This is a genomic window from Arthrobacter sp. 2762 (assembly GCF_040548745.1).
GTDB lineage: Bacteria > Actinomycetota > Actinomycetes > Actinomycetales > Micrococcaceae > Arthrobacter.
The window spans coordinates 71,507-89,615 of the sequence record NZ_JBEPSI010000009.1 but is presented as its reverse complement, the minus strand read 5'-3'; the positions used below and the strand labels follow the sequence as shown (position 1 = coordinate 89,615).

Genomic DNA, 18,109 nt, shown 5'->3' with positions numbered 1-18,109 from the left:
TCAGGCATTCTGCTTAATAAGGTCTTCGGCTTCCTTGAACCACGCATCTGCAGCGCCGTCGATGGTGAGTTTGCCGTAGTTGAGATCGGAGCTGACGCGCTTGAAAGAGGATTCAAGCGTGCCGAAACCGACGATGGGCGGCTCCGGAGCATCCTTGAGGTACTTTTCGATGGACTTTTCGTAGTCCACAACCAGCTTGTCTGTGCCTTCAAAGGTGGTTCCGTCGCGCTGGGTCTTGGATGCCGGAACACCACGGGAGGTCTTGAAGATCTGGCCTACCTCGGGATCGTTGACCATGAAGTCAATGAAACGGGCAGCAGCATCCTTGTACTTGGTCTTGGCGCTGGCCACCATCAGCATTGAAGGCTTGAGAAAGAGTCCCAGGTTGTCGGAGTTATCGGAAGGAACCGGCACCAGCTTGAGTTCCTTGGCGCCGCTATCGCCGAGGTAACCGGCCATGAAGTTGTCCCACGTGACTTCCGTGGCAGTGACGTTTGAGCCGAACGGGGACTTCGGCAGCAGCTGGGTGGTCTTGTCTTCGCCAACGATCGCCGGGGTTCCACGAAGCTGGGCCGTGGTGTTCCACCACTTCTTGAGGTCGTCCTTGGAGAACCCGAGCTTGCCTTCATCCGTAAAGGCTTGAATGTTGTTTTGGCGCAGCCAGATGTTGAACATCCACCAAACGCCGGTGTAGTCGGTGCCGCCGAACAAGGTTCCGTTGCCCTTCTGTCCCACCTCGGCAAGGAAAGAGTTGAACTCCTTGTAGTTCCACGTTCCGTCAGGCTCTGCGATGCCCATGGCCTTGAGCTTGGCGGGATCGTAGTAGACAGCGAACGCATTGGTGCTGGTAGGGATGCCGTAAGTTTTTCCACGGATCTGGCCCGAGGGCAGGAGTGACTTGTCGAAGGCATCCGTGTTGATCTTTACCGTGCCCAGGTCCAGTAGCTGGTTACGCTGGCCGTAGTCGCGCAGGTAGGACAAGTCCCACTGCATCACGTCCGGCAAGCCACCACCGGCAGCTTCAGTGGCGCGCTTCTGCCAGTACCCCGCGAAGTCCGTGAAGTTGCCGTTGACCTTGACATCTGGATTCTTGGACTCAAAAAGCGCAATCGCTTTGCGGGTGCGTTCGGCACGGTCGTCGTTGCCCCACCAGGTGTACGTGATGGTCACGGGGTTCTCGGCAGAACCCGTCTTGCTGGACGACGAAGACTGGCCGCAGGCGGACAGGAACGCCGCAGATGCAGTGCCAAGGGCCACCGTGGTGAGGAAATTCCTTCTGTTGATCATGAGAGCCTCCTTGCTCAGTTGGTGCAAGCCTCTTCGTTCCCCACCAGGGAGAGTGACGTCGCTTACACTCGTTCTGAATCGATACAATATCCTCAATCGCGAATCTGGGCAAGCGTTTTCCAAGATCCTCGCCTACCCTGATAGCAGCCAAGCTCCACAGTTACCCCGCACTGCCGAACCTGACCAAGGAGTCCCTTTGTCCTCCCCTGAACTCTCCCGAGGCCCATCCAAAGGCCCGTCTGTATGGAACAGCATCAACGGCCTGGCCTACGGCGGCGACTACAACCCTGAGCAATGGCCGGAAGACGTCCGCCATGAAGATATTGAGCTCATGAAGGAGGCGGGGGTCAATTTCCTGAGTGTCGCCATCTTCTCCTGGGGCCTGCTGGAACCCGTGGAAGGCCAGTACGATTTTGGCTGGCTGGACGACGTCATGGACAACCTCCACGAAGCGGGCATCAAGGTAGCACTGGCTACGGCTACCGCATCACCGCCAGCCTGGCTGGCCAGGAAACACCCCGAAATCCTGCCCGTGACAGCGGAAGGAACAAGACTGGAACGCGGCTCGCGGCGCCACTACACGCCGTCGTCCTCGGTGTACCGCAGGTACGCGACAGCCATGACGCGGGTCATCGCCGAACGCTACAAGAACCACCCTGCGCTGGCATTGTGGCATGTGGACAATGAGCTCGGCTGCCATGTTGGCGAGTTCTACGGGGAAGAAGACGCTGCCGCATTCCGCGCCTGGCTTGAACGCCGGTACGGATCCATTGAGGCACTCAACGAGGCTTGGGGAACAGCCTTCTGGTCCCAGCACTACGCCACGTTCGAGGAAATCATCCCGCCCGGATCCGCCCCCACCACGCTTAACCCCGGCCAGCAGCTGGACTTTGCACGCTTCAATTCGTGGGCGTTCATCGACTACTACCGTGCCCTGCTGGCAGTAATCCGCGAAGTCACACCGAACGTCCCGGCCACCACCAACTTCATGGTTTCCAGTGCCACCAAAACCCTGGACTACTTCGATTGGTCCAAGGACATGGATGTGATTGCGAACGACCATTACCTGGTGGCTGCCGATCCTGAACGGGAAATCGAACTTGCCTTCAGCGCTGACCTCACGCGCGGCGTGGCCGGATGCGAACCTTGGATTCTGATGGAACACTCCACGTCGGCGGTCAACTGGCAGCCCCACAACCAGCCAAAGATGCCCGGGGAAATGCTCCGCAACTCCCTGACGCATGTGGCCCGCGGCGCCGATGCGGTCATGTTCTTCCAGTGGCGTCAGAGCAAGGCCGGATCTGAAAAATTCCACTCAGCCATGGTTCCGCACGGCGGACGGGACACACAGGTCTGGCGCAACGTGGTGGAACTCGGCGACGCCCTGTCCAAGGTGGAATCCGTGAAGGGCTCCCGCGTGGAATCGCGGGTTGCTTTCGTCTTTGACTACGAAGCATGGTGGGTATCGGAACTGGATTCGCACCCAAGCCAGGACCTGAAGTACCTGGAAATGATGCGTGCCTTCCACCGCTCTTTGTACCTGCGTGGTGTCACTGCGGACTTCGTCCACCCCTCCGCCGACCTCTCCGGCTACGATCTCATCCTGGTCTGCACCCTCTACGCCCTGACGGACTCTGCGGCCGCCTCCATCGCTGCCGCAGCAGACGGCGGCGCAACGGTCCTCATCAGCTACTTCAGTGGCATCGTGGATGAACAGGACCACGTTCGGTTGGGTGGCTACCCGGGCGCTTTCCGCGAATTGCTGGGTATCCGGACCGAGGAATTCCACCCACTTTTCCCCGGCAGCACAGTCACCCTCAGCGATGGAACAGTTGGCTCCTTGTGGAGCGAGCACGTTCACGTGGCTGAGAGTGAGGGTGGGCCAGCCGAGGTTTTGGCTACCTTTACGGACTACCCGCTCGACGGCGTCCCCGCCCTCACGCGCAGATCCACCGGGGCGGGAGCGGCTTGGTACCTTGCCACACTCCCCAACGCCCACGGCATCGATTCACTGACTGCCCGCCTGCTGAAGGAGGCTGGGGTGACGGCCGCTGCCGAGGCTTCTGCCGGCGTCGAACTCACCCGGCGGCGATCCGCGGATGGCAGTAGTTTCCTCTTCGCCATCAACCACAGCGGCGAGGACGTGACGGTGAAGGCCGACGGCGACGAGCTGCTGAGCGGAGCTCGCTTCAGTGGCGTGGTCCCCGCCGGAGCCGTAGCAGTTATCGCGGAAGACTAACCCAAAAACCGCGCCCCGGGCGGATCACGAATGATTCGCCCGGGGCGCGGTTCTTTTGGTTCTGCGGTTCTGTGCTGCCTTGCTGCCGGAAGCTAGGCTCCGATCGCGGACTTCATCTCGTCCACGGCCTTCTTACCGGCTTCCTCCGTGGAGAGCCTGTTGAACAGGACTTCCGAGGAGTATCGCTTGATGATTTCCTGGATGGCACCTGCACCCTTCGGCGGTGCGGCCGGGGCTTCACCGAGCTCGGGCTGGATGTCACTGATGAAGTTGACCACCTTGGTGTCCGCTGTCGCCAGCTTGGGAGCGATTGCTTCGCGGACGTCCGAGTTGGGGTAAACGCCGCGGTCAGCCAGCAGAATTTCGCCGGCCTTGACGTTGTTGGTCAGGAAGTCGATGAACTTGGCCGTCTCTTCAGGGTGCTTGGTCCTGGAGGACGCAGACCAGAACTGGGAAGCCTTGTACCAAAGCTGCGTATCAGCGGCCTTGCCCGTCTTGGACGGGAAACGGAGGATCTGCAGTTCGCCGCCCGCAGCTTTCTCGAGCGCCGGCAACTGGTTGGACCACCAGAACGCCATGCCGTTCTTGCCGGTTGCCAGACCACTCTGATCCAGTGGCGCAGCTTCGGCCTCAACAATTTCGGATGCCGACGGAACAGCCTTTTTCTCGCTGAGTTCCTTCAGGAAGTCCCAGTAGCCTGCAACGTCCGAGGGTTCAAAGCCAAGCTTTCCGTCCTGTGTGTACAGCGACTTGCCATTCTGACGCAGCCACACACCCAGGGACGCCTCATCGGTACCGTATGCAGCAGCTCCATAGGTTCCCTTCGGCGACTTGCTGGTGACCTCAGCAGCGATGCGCTCGAAGTCTTCCCATGTCCAGGTCTTGTCGTCCGGAAGAGCGACGCCCGCAGCCTTGAAGACAGCAGGGTTGGCCAGGATGGTGGCAGCGTTGATGCCTGCCGCAATCCCAGTAAGTCCCTTGGAACCCTTGCCTGCATTCAGCGCGGCTTCGTCCAGCTTGGACGTGTCGACCTTGTACTTGGACAAGTCCAGGAGGGCTCCACGAGTGGAGTACTCGGTGATGTACTTTTCGTCCATCTGGATGATATCCGGAGCATCGTTGGCAGCAACTTGAGTGGCCAGCTTGTCCCAGTAGCCGCTCCAGTCGCCATACTCGGCCTTGATCTTGATGTTGGGGTTCTCAGCCTCAAAAGCCGCAATGGCTTGCTGCGTCAACTGCGCACGCTTGTCGCCGCCCCACCAGGAAAAGCGGAGCTCCACCTTGCCGTCGGCACTCTTTTGTTCTGCTCCGCCGCCACAAGCGCTAAGCGCCAGAACGGCAGCAGCTGTGGCAGCGATGATGGCCGAGGCACGAAGCCGGCGCTTGGACCGCTTGGCCTTGGGTTCCGATGCGCGGGCTTTGGAAGCACCTGCGGAAGCACCTTCAGGGGCGATTCCCTCACCCTTTGGAAATACCGGCACTGTTGTCTCCGATCCTCTTTGATCTTGATGCGAATGAGAAAGCGTTTTCTTGCGTGGATTTATGCTACAAGTCACAATCTTGTATTACAAGATCCAAGCTTGTATTACTTGTCGGGCGAAGCCCTGGGCTTCCATTCAGTACGTCTGCGTTCTATTTGATGCCGGTAGTCGCGATGCCTTTGATGAGGAACCGCTGGCCGAACAGGAAGACAAGGAACACGGGGAACAGGGACACGATGGACATCGCGAAGAGCGATCCCCAGCTGGTGGCGGACTGCGAGTCAACGAAAGCGCGAAGCGCTACGGGGACAGTAAACATGTCCGGATCAGTGAGGTAGATAAGTGCACCGAAGAAGTCGTTCCACGTCCAGATGAAAGTGAAGATCGTGGTGGTGGCGAGGGCCGGAACCATCAAAGGCAGAATGACACGGAGGAAAATCCTGGGGTGGCCGGCGCCGTCGATGCGGGCAGCCTCGTCCAATTCCTTCGGAATGCCACGGATGAACTGGACCATGAGGAACACAAAGAACGCATCCGTGGCCAGGAGCTTCGGCACGATGAGCGGCCAGAATGTGTTCACCCAACCGATCTGCGAAAACAGGATGTACTGCGGCACGATCACAACATGGAACGGCAGCATGATGGTCAGCAGCATGATTCCGAAGAACAGCTTTTTGCCACTGAACTGCAGCCGGGCAAAGGCATAGGCGGCCATGGAGCACGAGATCAGGTTTCCGACGATCGAGCCAAGTACGACGATCGCAGAGTTGATCATGTAATGCCCGAAGGGGTGTGTCAGCGCAGACCAGCCATCGGTGTAGTTGCTCATTTCCAGGTTGTTCAGCCAAAGGCCGGGCTCGCGGAAAATGAGGTCATTGGGCCGCAGCGAGGAAACAACCATCCACAGCAGCGGGTAGATCATGATCCCCCCAACGAGGATCAGGATGGCGTGCTTGATGAGTCCCTTGATGCGGGCATTCCGGCTGAAGGCCAGGTTTCCTGGCGATTCGCGGCGGCGCGGGCTTTTACTGGTCTTGCTGCTTTGGCCCTCAGCTGCGGCCGGGAGGGTCTGGATTTTAGTCATCGTAGAACACCCAATACTTTGAAGCGATGAAGTTGATGGCAGTGAAGACACCGATAATGACCAGCAGGAACCAGGCCATCGCCGAGGCGTAGCCCATATCGAACTGGCCGAAGCCCTTCTGGTACAGGTACAGCGTGAAGAACATGGTGGAGTCGGAAGGTCCGCCGTTGCCGCCGGAGACGATAAACGCCTGCGTGAACGACTGGAACGAACCAATGATTTGCAGCACCAGGTTGAAGAAGATGATGGGGCTCAGCATCGGCAGCGTGATCCGCCAGAACTTCTGCAAGGTGGTGGCGCCGTCAACTTCGGCGGCCTCGTAGTACATGTTCGGGATCTGGCGCAGGCCCGCCAGGAAGATGATCATCGGGCTGCCGAACGTCCAGACATGCAGCAGGATGATGGAGCCGAGCGCCGTGTTTGGATCCGAGATCCAGCCAGGACCCTGGATGCCGATCATGGCGAGGACCTGGTTCACAAGGCCGGTGGTGCCGAAGATCTGCTTCCAAAGAATCGCAACAGCCACAGATCCGCCCAGCAGCGACGGCAAATAGAAGATGGAACGGTAGAACGGAAGGCCACGAAGCCCTTTATCCAGGACCAGCGCGATCACCAGGGCCACAGCCAGTTGGAGCGGAACGCCCACCAGCACGTATGTGAAGGTAACGCGCAAGGAATTGTGCAGGCGGGCATCGCCGAACATACGGACGAAGTTGTCGATTCCCACCCATTGCGGTGGTTGCAGAAGGTTGTAGTCCGTGAAGGACAGGTACAACGACATCAGCATCGGACCCACGGTGATGACCACGAGGCCGATCAGCCACGGAAGCAGGAAAACATAGGCGGCCTTGTTGTCGCGGCCGTTCGCTTTCTTCTCCTCCTTGGTCATGGGCCCCTTGCGGCGGCTCATTGTGGAGAGTTCGCCGATGGCGCTCATCGCTTCCCTCCTGCCTGACCGCGAACGCCTTTCGGCGTCCCCGTGTGTTCATATGCGGCCATGTGGTCTCCTTTGGTCATCGTGGCCATCCACGGAGTACGAGTGTGGTTGATGCTTGCCTTCCGGGACGCCGCCGTTCTCTTGGCGGTACCCCTTGACCCACCGGGATGTGCGTCCTGGGAATCAGCGGCTCCGTACCAAAGTAAACGCTTTCTTGACCCATGTACAGCCTTTTGCTAATTTTTGAGAAAGCGTTTTCTGACGAAGTCGCCCATACCCCTTTACACACGCCGAAGAAGCCCGGCGAGCGCTTTCGCACATCATCCGCACCGAAAAGGCAGGACACCATTGTTCCCCAAGTACGGCGACTGCCATGACCACTGCTGACATGGCAGGAATGCCCACTCGTCCCAGCGCTGTTGGCCGCTACGAGGATTGGCCCGCTTACGCCGCCCAGCATCACTTCGCTGCAGCCTCTCCAAGCGCCCAGCAGCTTGCGGACGCGCTTGGAGTCCCTGCCACTGCGCCGGTTCCTGAATACAGGGTGGACACCGAAACGGAGCACGACGGCGTCATTACCTCCCGCCTGTCCTGGCAGCTTGGATTCGGGCCAAGGACCTCGGCTTGGTTCGTGCGGCCAGCCGGCTCCATTGGCCTCCTGCCCGGGATACTGGCTCTTCACTGCCATGGCGGAATCAAGTCCCATGGCGCGGAGCGGCTGGTCTTACTTCCAAGAGACGAAGAGTACGACGCCGGCGCCAACGATGCTGCGGGCTTCGGTCCCGTGCCGGCCCAGTTGCGGGAAAAGCTCTACGGTGGGCGGCCCGTGGCTACGTGGCTTGCCCAGCAGGGTTTCGCCGTCCTGGCACACGACGCCTTCATGTGGGGCAGTCGCGGCTTCGGCCTGGAAACCCAGCCTTGGCGGACGGCACAGGCCGTCAACGGCCAGCAGGCACTGTGGCGGGAGGCCGGCGTCGAACCTTCCACGACGGATCTTTACAACGCAGCGGCGGCCCATCATGAAGAAACCGTGGCGAAAGCCGCAACGCTCCTTGGCACCAGCATCGCCGGGACGGTGGCGCATGACGACCTCGCGGCGCTGGGCATCCTTGCGTCCCTTCCCGGAGTCGATCCGGAACGCCTGGGATGCACCGGATTTTCAGGCGGAGGCGGCCGGGCCATGGTGCTCGCCGCCCTCAGTCCCCTGATCCGCAGCTATGTGGTCACGTGCATGATGACCACCTTCGCGTCCCTCCTCCCCGCCTACCTCGATGCTCATTCCTGGTTGCTCCACTCCCCTGGTCTGTCAAAGCTGGGGGATTGGCCCGATCTGGCAGTGCGTTCAACTGCCGGCGCTGTCCTGGTCCAGTACGCACTGGCCGATCAGCTGTTTCCGGAAGCAGGAATGCGCGACGCCGATGCCCACCTTTCGCAGCGCATGCCGGCAGGGCGGTACACAGGCAGCTTTTGGCCCGAGCCCCATGTTTTTTCCGCTGCCATGCAGGAAGAGGCGGCAGCTTTTCTCTCCTCCAACCTCCAGGGCAATGAAGCCCATGCTTTCTCCACAACTGATCCCGCTAGGACAGCACTATGACTCTGCCCTCAACTGCCTCCCACACCGAAGTGGCCGGCCACAACCAACTCCCCCGGGTAGCACTCGTTGGCGTGCACGGATTCGGCGAACGACACGTTGAAAACCTCCGTCGGCTCGGTTCTGCCGGAATCCTTGAACTAGTAGCTGTTGCCGATCCACTGCCGCCAGCCCCGGGTCAGTTGCCTCCTGAGGTGGGCGTCTACAGTTCCTTGGAGGAGCTGCTGGCTGCGGGAAGCGCCCCCGACGTCGTCATCATTTCCACTCCCATCCAAACCCACGCCCCGCTGGCCCTCACAGCGCTCGGGGCAGGCGCCAACGTTTACCTCGAAAAGCCTCCCGTGGCTTCCATGGCGCAGTACGAAAGTGTCCTCGCAGCGGCGGCGAGCGCCGGGCGGCTGGTTCAAGTCGGTTTCCAGAGCCTTGGTTCGCATGCCCTTCCCGCCATTGAAGAGCTTGTGGCATCGGGTGAAATCGGCGAGGTCCGCGGCATCAGCGCCACCGGCCTATGGCTCCGGACCAAGGGGTACTTCAAGCGCTCCCGCTGGGCCGGTAAGCGAAGCCTGAACGGTACGGACGTGGTGGACGGCGTAGCGACGAACGCCTTGGCACACGCGGTGGCTACTGGGCTGCGACTCGCACGTGCCAGGACCCTTGCCGACGTCGAATTGGTCGAAACCGACCTTTACCGGGCGAATGACACCGAAAGCGATGACACCTCCGTCATCAGAGTCCGGACCCCGACAGGCACAGTGCTGACCTGCGCCTTGACGTTGTGCGCTCCCGTGCAGTCAGCGCCATCGGTGACCATCTACGGCACGCTCGGGCAGATCACTCTTTCCTACACGGAAGACAGTGTGGAGGTCACCACTCCGGACGGGATCCGGAATGAGACTTTCGGGCGGACGGACCTGTTGGAAAACCTCCTGTCAGCACGGACCGAACAGGATCTGCTCAGCCCCCTCAGTGGAGCCGGCGCCTACATGTCCGTGCTGGAAGCGGTCCGAACCTCGGATGCGCCCCGGCTCATCCATCCGGACCATGTGACATGGCTGGGCGAAGGCGACGATGCCCATGCCGTGGTGCAGGACATCGAATCGTGGATCCGCCGGGCCACGCTGGGGCAAGCAACTTTCGCGGAACTCGGGGCGCCGTGGGTTGAAAAGGCGTGGGTTGAAAAAGCTGGGGTTGCGGCTTCCGCTGGAGCAGCCAAGCCAGAGCTGATGGTCAACGGCACAGCCGTCGCCACCATGCAGGACGGCTCGCGCATCCGGCCAACCTCCTCGCCGCGTCCATACCTCCACCCCGTCCGAACCCTTGCCGGCACAGTCGTAAGTGACCACATTCCGGAGGACCATGTGTGGCACCTTGGAGCAGGGGTCGCCATCCAGGATGTGGACGGTATCAATTTCTGGGGTGGCCGGACCTACACCCGCGACGCCGGAGCGTACGTCTGGCGCAAGGACCATGGCCGCGTAGTTCTTGAGTCCGCGGAGCATAAGGATGGAGCCCTGCATAATGATGGACAGCGGCACGAGCTATTGAGCTGGCTGGGCCCTGACGGTACCCCTGTCCTCCGCGAACAGCGCGAGTGGCGCTGGGCCGCCGTCGGGAATTCCGCCTGGCAATTGTCGCTGGACTTCACGCTCGAATCCGCTACCGGACATCCCGTGCTGCTCGGCAGCCCCGGTTCCAACGGCAGACCGCAAGGCGGTTACGGTGGCTTCTTCTGGCGGCTGCCGAAGGTCAGTGATGCGACCATCTGGACCCCTGATTCGCGTGGTGAAGATGCCGTCCATGGCAGCGTCGCGCCCTGGCTGGCTTGGTCAGGAACTTTCGACGCCGGAACGGGCGGCAGTCTTGCTGCGGGCGGTCCGGGCTTGGGCCATCCGGCCACGCTCGTATTCCTGGCATCCACCCAAGCACCGGACCCCTGGTTCGTTCGGCACTCGGGCTATCCGGGTGTGGGCCTGTCCTTGGCCTGGGAATCGCCAGTGGCGGTGGAACCCGGACTCCCTGTACATCGCACGGTCAAGGTGCTCATCGCTGACGGATTCCTTGCCACTCAAGACATTGAACAGCTCATTTCAACCCAGGGGGACCCAGCATGACCGCTCCGACTCAATCTGCAGTAACAGCCCACACCACACCGGTATCCGGCACCGCATCCCCGGCCCCCGGAAATGCCGCCGACCGTGTGGTGAAACGCCGCCGCATCTTGGACATCCTGGACCATTCGGGCCGCGACTCGCTTCTGCTCACCAGCAACACGGCGCTCACTTGGTACCTGGACGGTAGTCGGGTCCACATCAGTCTGGCAGGGGATCCCATTGCCGCTCTCCTGGTGGACCGCTCCGGCGACCACTTAGTCACGTTCAACAACGAAGCCGGCCGGATCGAGGCAGAGGAGCTGCCGGAGGGCGTCAACCTGCACAGTATTCCGTGGCACGGCCAACTGCATGCCTCTGCGGCCGGGCTGGCCGAGGATGGAAACCCGCTGATGGAAGCCGCCGTCACGGGGGAACTACGGGCAGCGCGGCAGCAGCTCCTGCCTGCAGAAGCAGCCCGCTATGCCCAATTGTCCGCAGATGCAGCCTGCGCGATGACCGACGTCCTCACGGCAGCGACGCCCGGGACAACCGAATTTGAGCTTGTCTCGGACCTCGCTGCCCGGATAGTGGCAGTGGGCGCCGAGCCGCTTGTCCTGCTGTGCAACGGTGCTGCCAGAAGCGGTTTCCGCCACCCGCTGGCAACGCATGCCTCCATCGGCCGCAGGGCCATGGCCGTGGTTTGCGCCCGCCGTCACGGCTTGGTGGCCAACGTGACCCGTTGGGTAGCGTTCGACGCCGGTACTCCACAGGAGCTCGACGCCGAAGCCCGCATCGCAGCAGTTGAAGCGGACATTTTCCGGGCCACCGTGCCGGGTGCCAAGCTCAATGAGGTCTTCGCCGGGATCCAGGATGCCTATGTGCGCCACGGTTTTGGTGCCGAGCAATGGACCCTGCATCACCAGGGTGGTCCTGCAGGTTATGCGGGCCGCGATCCGCGGGTCACCGCGGACGTGACGGACACGGTGGTGCTCGACCAGCCATTCACGTGGAACCCCTCCGGCCCGGGCGTGAAAATCGAAGACACCGTGCTGCTTACGGATTCCGGCCTGCGCGTCCTGACCACTGATGACCGTTGGCCAACCACCGAAGTGGACGGCCGCCGTCGTCCGATCACCCTGCGGCGGTAGCGCCTTCGTCAAGCTCGAGTCAACGCGAAAGGGGCGGGTCACCGCGATGGTGACCCCGCCTCTTTCATCTGCCCTTACCCAAGTAGGTCGCAGTTAAGCGCGTTTTGAGGGCTCAGAACGCGCTTAACTGCTACTTAGTTGGGTGCGCTGTAGGTGAGTTAGCCCAGTGTCAGTACGCCGTCCACCCGGCGCGGGATGCCCAACGGGTTCGACTCGCGCAGGGCCGGGTGCAGGATGTTGTCCGGAGCGTCCTGGTAAGCCACCGGGCGCTGGAAGCGGCGGACCGCGGTGGCGCCCACCGAGGTAAACAGCGATGTCGTGGCGGGGTACGGACCTCCATGCTGCTGCGACCAATTCACGGCAACGCCAGTGGGCCAACCGTCAAACAGGACCCGGCCGGCGAGCTCGCTCAGCTGCTCCACGAGCGCCGAAACGTCCTCACCTGACTGCGCGTGGACGGTGCCGGTGAGGCTGCCTGGAACCTTGGCGAGGGCCTTGGACAGCTCTTCGTCATTGGCGTACTCAATGAGCAGCGTGGTGGGGCCGAAGCACTCTTCCAGCAACTCATCAGGGCGTTCCAGCACGTTGGCGGCGCTCGTAGAGAACACCACCGGTGCGGCGCCGTCGGCCAGGCTGTCCTGATCCACCGTGCCACTCACCACCGCAACACCCGGCTGCTCCGCGACGCTGCGCAGGCCGTAAGGGTAGGCCTCCGCGATCCGCTCAGTCAGCATGGCCGCGGCTGGCTTGTCCTTGCTCGCCTCTGCCACCTGGGCAGCGAAGTCGGTGCCCGCGGGGATGAAAACGAGTCCGGGCTTGGTGCAGAACTGCCCCGCTCCCTGAGTAAACGAACCAGCCAGGCCAGCAGCAAGTTCTTTAGCGCGATCGGCCAGAGCACCATCAGTGATGACCACCGGGTTCAGGCTGCCGAGTTCGCCATAGAAGGGGATCGGCTCCGGGCGCGACGTTGCGAGGTCGAAGAGCGCGCGTCCGCCGGGGATGGAACCGGTGAAGCCCACAGCCTTGATGGCGGGATCCTGCACCAAGGCGGTACCAGCCTCGCGTCCGCTCACGAGGGCGAAGATTCCCTCCGGAGCGCCGGCATTGGCCAGGGCTTCGGTCACGATCTCGGCAGTTCGCTCGGACAAGCGGATGTGGCCGGAATGTGCTTTGACGATCACCGGGCAACCGACAGCGAGCGCCGATGCTGTGTCGCCACCGGCCACCGAGAACGCGAACGGGAAGTTCGACGCCGAGAACACGGCTACCGGTCCAATCGGACGCAGGATGCGGCGCAAGTCGGGCTTGGGCGGGGTGGAGGCAGGATCCGCATGATCGATGACGGCCTCCAGGTAAGAGCCCTCGGTGATGACCCTCGCGAACAGCCGGAGTTGGCCGCTGGTCCGGGCCACCTCACCGGTGAGCCGAACCGTGCCAAGGCTGGTTTCGGAGTCAGCTATGGCCACCAGTTCCGTCACCTTGGCGTCCAGGGCGTCGGCGACGGCGGTCAGCCAGGCCGCACGCTCGACGTCGGACGCTGCGGCGGTCACCTTGAAGGCTGCGGCGGCAGCGGCCGTCACTGCGGTCAGGTCAAGAGTTGCTGTACTCAATGTGGTTTCCTTTACTCTCAGGGGCGGAGCTCTCACGTGCGGTCGGCTTCGCGGCAAAGTCGAAGCCAAGGCCTGGACGGCCTTCGGAGCTGAGCCTGCTGTTGCGGATTCGGATAGGAGAGGGCTCGGCGAGGATGCCGAGCTGCTCGAAGGAAGCGTCTTCCACTTCTTCGACGCTCACGGCCTCAGCCAAGGTGAGCGCCAACTGTCCGGAGAGCTCCGGAAGCAGGTGCGGAGCCACCCTGATGCTGTTCGCGCGGGCCAACTCAACGATCCTGCGGAACGGCGTAATACCGCCCACGCGGACGATGTTGGGTTGGATGATATCCACGGCTTCGGCTTCGATGAAGTCGCGGAAACGGTAGATGGTGTGGACGTTCTCGCCAAGCGCGATAGGCACCGGAGAATGTTTACGCAGGCGCCGGTATGCCCAGAGATCGTCAGCACGGATTGGTTCTTCGAGCCATTCCAATCCGTACTCCCCCAAAACATCCAAGGCACGGAAGGTGTGCGCCAGGTCCCAGCGTTGATTGGCATCAATCATGAGCAGGCGGTCCGGGCCAATGACCTGCCGGACTGCGGCAACCCGTTCACCATCCTCGCGTAGCTCAGGCTTTCCCACCTTGATCTTCACAGCCTTATGACCAGCGGCAACCCAGCGCTGTGCCTGCTCCACGAGTTGTTCCAAGGAGTAGTGCAGGTTCACGCCCGAGCCATAGACCTCCACCGATTCCTGGCGTTGACCCAGGAGACCCGTGACGGAGGTGCTGGCCTGGCGGGCCTTGAGGTCCCACAGCGCGAGGTCCACACCGGCCATGGCGATAGTTGTCAGGCCTCCCCCACCTGCCTCGTGCAGACGCTTCCAGAGCTGGTCCCACACCACTTCGGGATTCGGCTCCAGACCAAGGATGAAGGGGGCAATGTCGTGGTCCAGGAGGGCTTTAACTGCAAGGGGACCAATGGTAGGTGTCCAAGAGAAACCGTGGCCCACGCCGCCGTCGTCAGTACTCAGTTCGGTGACGATCACATGGTTCTCGGGAGCTTCGGCACCCCAGCTGCGCAGCAACGGAACCGTGATCAAACGCGTGGTGAGGCCGGTAATGCGCGCTGTCATCAGCTGAGCGCCAACTCGTGGCCCTTGGCCAGGATCGATTTGAGCTCCAACAGTTGTTCGTCTGTGGGGTCCACCAGCGGCGGCCGAACAGGGCCTACTGGCAATCCAGCCAAGCGCAGGCCCGCCTTGATGAGCGAAACGCCGAAGCCGGGAGTCTGGTCACGAAGTCTCACGAGGGGCGCGTAGAAGCCCTCAAGCAGTGCGTTTCGGCGCTCTTCGTCACCAGAGACGTATGCGTCATAGTAGGCTTTCGCGATCTCCGGAGCCATGGCAAAGGCGGCCGAGGAGTAGAGCGGGATCCCCAGGCCACGGTAAGCGCCCTGAGTCAGCTCTGCCGTGAGGAGTCCATTGAAGAGGGCGAAGTCGGTTCGGCCGCTGGCGTTGATGGCGGATACGATTTCCTGCGCCAGGCCGACATCCCCGATCCCATCTTTGAAGCCGATGACTTTGGGGTTCCCCGTAAGGCGGGTCATGGCTGCGGCCGTGAACTTTGCCGTGCCACGGTGATAAACGATCACGGGCAGGCTACTGGCAGCGGCGATGGCCTCGACGTAAGCGACGACGCCGTCTGTTGGCCCGGTAACGAGGTATGGCGGGAGAACCAGCAAGGCGTCGGCGCCTGCCTCCTCGGCAACCTTGGCGGCAGCAAGTGCGTGGCCCAGCGGGCCGCCGGCGCCAGCGACTACAGGGACAGCTCCACCAACAGCTTCGACGGCGGCAGTCACCACGGTTCCGATCTCCTCCAGGGAGAGGGCATGGAATTCACCCGTGCCGCACGCGGGGAACACACCTCCGGGTCCGAAAGGAAGGCGCGACGTGATGTGCTCCTTCAGGAGGGCTACGTCCACCGAGCCGTCTTCGGCAAAGGGTGTGACGGGGAAAAACAGTACGCCGTCGAAGTTCATTGTGTCTCCTTGTTTGCTCCCGCCGGGACCAGGCCGGCAGGGTTCTCGTCGTCGAGTAGTGGTTGGTCTGATGCTGCTGAATCTGCGCCTTCATAGGGCGGCGTAAGTTCGGTACGCCAGCTGCGCTTGGGCTCCCAGCCAAGTAGCTCACGCGCTTTAGCCACCGAGAACGCCGGCCTGGTGCCGGTCAGGTGTTGGGTGAGCGGGGCGCTGCCGGGCAGGAAACGCGGGAGCAGCTCAGCGAGAGGGGAAGTGGCCAAGGCATCCTTGGCTCCGACGAAGAAGACCTGGCCGTTGGGGATGGTGTCCATCTTTTCCAACAGGACGTCCAGGAATTCTGCTACGTCGCGGGCGTCAACGTAGTTGAACAGCGCGGGGGCTGAAAGTGCCGGTTCGGCAAGGCGTTCGCGAACAGTGTGTCCCTGCTGCGTGAGCGCGCCTTGCCACTCTTCCGGGGAGATGACAAAGCAGGGCCGGAATGCCGCGTACCGGATCTTGTTGCCTTGCGCCGCGGCAAACATCTGCACTGTTTGTTCGGCGATCAGCTTGGAAAATGCGTAGGCATTCCAGGGCTTGGGCGGCGTCTGCTCGTCCAAGGGGAACGACGGCGGCAGCCAACCGGCGGGTGAGCCGTAGCCCAGGGCGGTGGGGCTGCTTGCCGTAATAATCTTCGGAATACCTGCGTCAGTGGCTGCACTGATCACTGCATAGGCGAGCCGGGTATTGGTACTGAAGATGACTTCCTCAGGCGCGCTGAAAGGTACTGCGATAGCAGCGAGGTGGATGACGGCGTCGGGGTTTGTTTCCCGGAGGAGCCGCTCCGCTTCTCCCGGGGCCAAAAGGTCCGCCGTGTGCTGCACTGCGCCAGTGGGCAACTGCTCCGCCGGGATGGCGTCGCGATCAACCGAGACCACCTCGTGGCCAGCCTGGGCAAGGCCGGCAACGACGCTGCGGCCGAGCCGGCCGGAACCGCCGGTGACGAAAATCCTGCTCATGGTGTTGTCCTTGTGTGGTGTTGGGCCGTTATGCCTGGCCGCGGCTGAGGTCGACGCCAAGGCCAAGTTCGCTGATGCGGACGGGGAGTTCGGTATCCAGGGACTGGTTGCCGGCGATGCCGACTGAGACGGAACGGAGGCCGTCGATGTACCCCGACGGTCGGCCCAGGGGGTCTAAGCCCGGTCCGTTGAAGAGGTCCGAGAGCAGCAGGTTGTCGCCGCCTCCGTGGCCCCCCTCCCCGTTGACGATCGGGACCTCGTAGGCCGCCTCCCAGTGACGCTGGACCACCAGACGCTCCCCGTTTCGTCGAACGGCGTCTTCTTCCTCGACAGGCGTCGCGCTGGGGTCCACCACAGTCTTCTTGTCCGTGCTGAATTGGACCGCTGCGCGCTCAACCACCTCAAGTTCGGCCCGGCCCTCGGTACCGTTGACGCTGACCCTGTAGCCTTCCCAGGGGCTGTGGGCGTTCAGCGAGTAGCTCAGCGTGGGGCCGCCTTGGTAGTCCACCACGAGGGCCAGGTTGTCCTCGATCGTGATGCCTTCAGTGAAGACGTCCTGGTCGCGCAGGTAGCCGTCGAACTTTTCATTGTCGTAGTACAGGGCCTTCAGGCGTTCGTCCTCCCGCATGTCCAGGCGGAACGGATCACGCGCGAGGCCATCAACGGTGCCGCGTTCCGGGCGGGCACCCAGACCGCGCTCGGCAGCATTCTTGTCGCCGTAGAAGCGGAGCCCCCCGGAGGTGAAAACGCGCTCGGGGACGTCATTGATCCACCAATTGACGAGGTCGAAGTGGTGCGAGGCCTTATGGATGAGCAGGCCACCGGAGTTCTTCTTCTCACGGTGCCAGCGGCGGAAGTAGTCAGCGCCGTGCACGGTGTCCAATACCCAGGTGAAGTCGATGGACGTGACCTTGCCGATCACGCCGTTCTGGATGATCTCCTTAAGCGCGGTGTTGCGCGGCGAGTAACGGTAGTTGAAGGTGACTACGACGTTCCGCCCGGTTTCCGCCACGGCAGTGGTAATGCGGCGGCAGCCCTCAACATCAATGGTCAGGGGCTTTTCAACCACGACGTCGGCACCCGCCTCGAGTGCCTCGACGATGTAGTCCGCGTGAGTATAGTCCGGCGTCGTGACAATGACGCGTTCAATGCCGTTGGCCTGGATGAACTGCGTCAGTTTGGCTGGTTCGAAGGACGCCACCGGTTCTGTTCCGCCGAGTTCCTTGATGAGTTCCTGGTAGAACTCCACCCGGCCTTGGTTCACGTCCGACAAAGCGACGAGGTCAGCCACGTCCGCGTGCTGTCCATAGATCGCGCGAATGTACATTTCGGAGCGGCCGCCGGTCCCGATAAGGGCAATGCGGGTCCGATGACGGGCAGTGCTTCCGGCGGCGGAGACGGAAGTGTCCGGCGCGGGTGGCTGGGTCTCGGCGGTGTCGACGTTGACCATGGGAATGCCCCTTTCAAAAGGCAGGAGTGAACCGCTTGACGGCCCGGCGTGATCTGGGAAGAATCATGAGAAAGCGTTTTCTCAGAGCGTTATAAGCTTTGTATCAAGACTCTGGCGGTTCCGTCAACCATTGCCCCAACGCAGGGGCAGCACGCGGACAGCCAACCGGAAGGGGCAA

The 18,109-nt window shown here is 62.0% G+C and carries 13 protein-coding genes; 4 read left to right on the top strand and 9 right to left on the bottom strand.

The annotated features are described in order from the left end of the window. Window positions 1-1,287 (bottom strand): ABC transporter substrate-binding protein, encoded by a 1,287-nt coding sequence (locus ABIE18_RS16740; protein WP_216926822.1) that lies wholly within the window; start codon window positions 1,285-1,287, stop codon window positions 1-3. Window positions 1,288-1,483: 196 nt separating this feature from the next. Between ABIE18_RS16740 and ABIE18_RS16735 the strand changes: the two genes are divergently transcribed. After that, window positions 1,484-3,526, top strand: a complete 2,043-nt coding sequence (locus ABIE18_RS16735; RefSeq protein ID WP_499723766.1) for a beta-galactosidase — start codon at window positions 1,484-1,486, stop codon at window positions 3,524-3,526. Window positions 3,527-3,618: 92 nt separating this feature from the next. On the opposite strand, the gene ABIE18_RS16730 is transcribed toward ABIE18_RS16735, so the two are convergent. The 3 genes from ABIE18_RS16730 to ABIE18_RS16720 all read right to left on the bottom strand — a co-directional run bounded on the left by ABIE18_RS16730 (window position 3,619) and on the right by ABIE18_RS16720 (window position 7,028). Then, a complete protein-coding gene (locus tag ABIE18_RS16730; protein ID WP_499723765.1) occupies window positions 3,619-5,007 on the bottom strand; it encodes an ABC transporter substrate-binding protein in 1,389 nt (462 codons plus the stop codon). A 151-nt stretch (window positions 5,008-5,158) separates the two neighbouring features. Beyond that, entirely contained in the window at window positions 5,159-6,091 is a 933-nt protein-coding gene (locus ABIE18_RS16725; protein WP_499723764.1) for a carbohydrate ABC transporter permease, read from the bottom strand. After that, window positions 6,084-7,028: a carbohydrate ABC transporter permease gene (locus ABIE18_RS16720; protein ID WP_499723763.1), complete on the bottom strand. Its 945-nt coding sequence runs from the start codon at window positions 7,026-7,028 to the stop codon at window positions 6,084-6,086. The genes ABIE18_RS16725 and ABIE18_RS16720 overlap by 8 nt, the downstream gene beginning before the upstream one ends. Before the next feature lie 373 nt (window positions 7,029-7,401). Between ABIE18_RS16720 and ABIE18_RS16715 the strand changes: the two genes are divergently transcribed. Genes ABIE18_RS16715 through ABIE18_RS16705 form a run of 3 tightly spaced genes read left to right on the top strand, consistent with a single transcriptional unit; the run spans window position 7,402 to window position 11,857 of the window. After that, on the top strand, window positions 7,402-8,622 hold the full coding sequence (locus tag ABIE18_RS16715) for an acetylxylan esterase (RefSeq protein ID WP_499723762.1): 1,221 nt from the start codon (window positions 7,402-7,404) through the stop codon (window positions 8,620-8,622). Then, entirely contained in the window at window positions 8,619-10,730 is a 2,112-nt protein-coding gene (locus tag ABIE18_RS16710) for a DUF6807 family protein (protein ID WP_499723761.1), read from the top strand. Before ABIE18_RS16715 ends, ABIE18_RS16710 begins: the two co-directional genes overlap by 4 nt. After that, window positions 10,727-11,857, top strand: coding sequence for a M24 family metallopeptidase (locus tag ABIE18_RS16705; RefSeq protein WP_499723760.1), 1,131 nt, complete (start codon window positions 10,727-10,729; stop codon window positions 11,855-11,857). Before ABIE18_RS16710 ends, ABIE18_RS16705 begins: the two co-directional genes overlap by 4 nt. 158 nt (window positions 11,858-12,015) lie before the next feature. Here the strand turns inward: ABIE18_RS16705 and ABIE18_RS16700 are convergent, their stop codons facing one another. The 5 genes from ABIE18_RS16700 to ABIE18_RS16680 are packed head-to-tail and all read right to left on the bottom strand — an operon-like array spanning window position 12,016 to window position 17,931. Next, a complete protein-coding gene (locus ABIE18_RS16700; RefSeq protein ID WP_499723759.1) occupies window positions 12,016-13,467 on the bottom strand; it encodes an aldehyde dehydrogenase (NADP(+)) in 1,452 nt (483 codons plus the stop codon). After that, entirely contained in the window at window positions 13,448-14,581 is a 1,134-nt protein-coding gene (locus ABIE18_RS16695) for a mandelate racemase/muconate lactonizing enzyme family protein (RefSeq protein WP_499723758.1), read from the bottom strand. Before ABIE18_RS16695 ends, ABIE18_RS16700 begins: the two co-directional genes overlap by 20 nt. After that, window positions 14,581-15,486: a 5-dehydro-4-deoxyglucarate dehydratase gene (locus tag ABIE18_RS16690; RefSeq protein ID WP_499723757.1), complete on the bottom strand. Its 906-nt coding sequence runs from the start codon at window positions 15,484-15,486 to the stop codon at window positions 14,581-14,583. Before ABIE18_RS16690 ends, ABIE18_RS16695 begins: the two co-directional genes overlap by 1 nt. Continuing rightward, a complete protein-coding gene (locus ABIE18_RS16685; protein ID WP_499723756.1) occupies window positions 15,483-16,481 on the bottom strand; it encodes an NAD-dependent epimerase/dehydratase family protein in 999 nt (332 codons plus the stop codon). The genes ABIE18_RS16690 and ABIE18_RS16685 overlap by 4 nt, the downstream gene beginning before the upstream one ends. A 28-nt stretch (window positions 16,482-16,509) precedes the next feature. Beyond that, window positions 16,510-17,931: a Gfo/Idh/MocA family protein gene (locus ABIE18_RS16680; protein ID WP_499723755.1), complete on the bottom strand. Its 1,422-nt coding sequence runs from the start codon at window positions 17,929-17,931 to the stop codon at window positions 16,510-16,512. Between the last annotated feature and the right edge of the window lie 178 nt (window positions 17,932-18,109).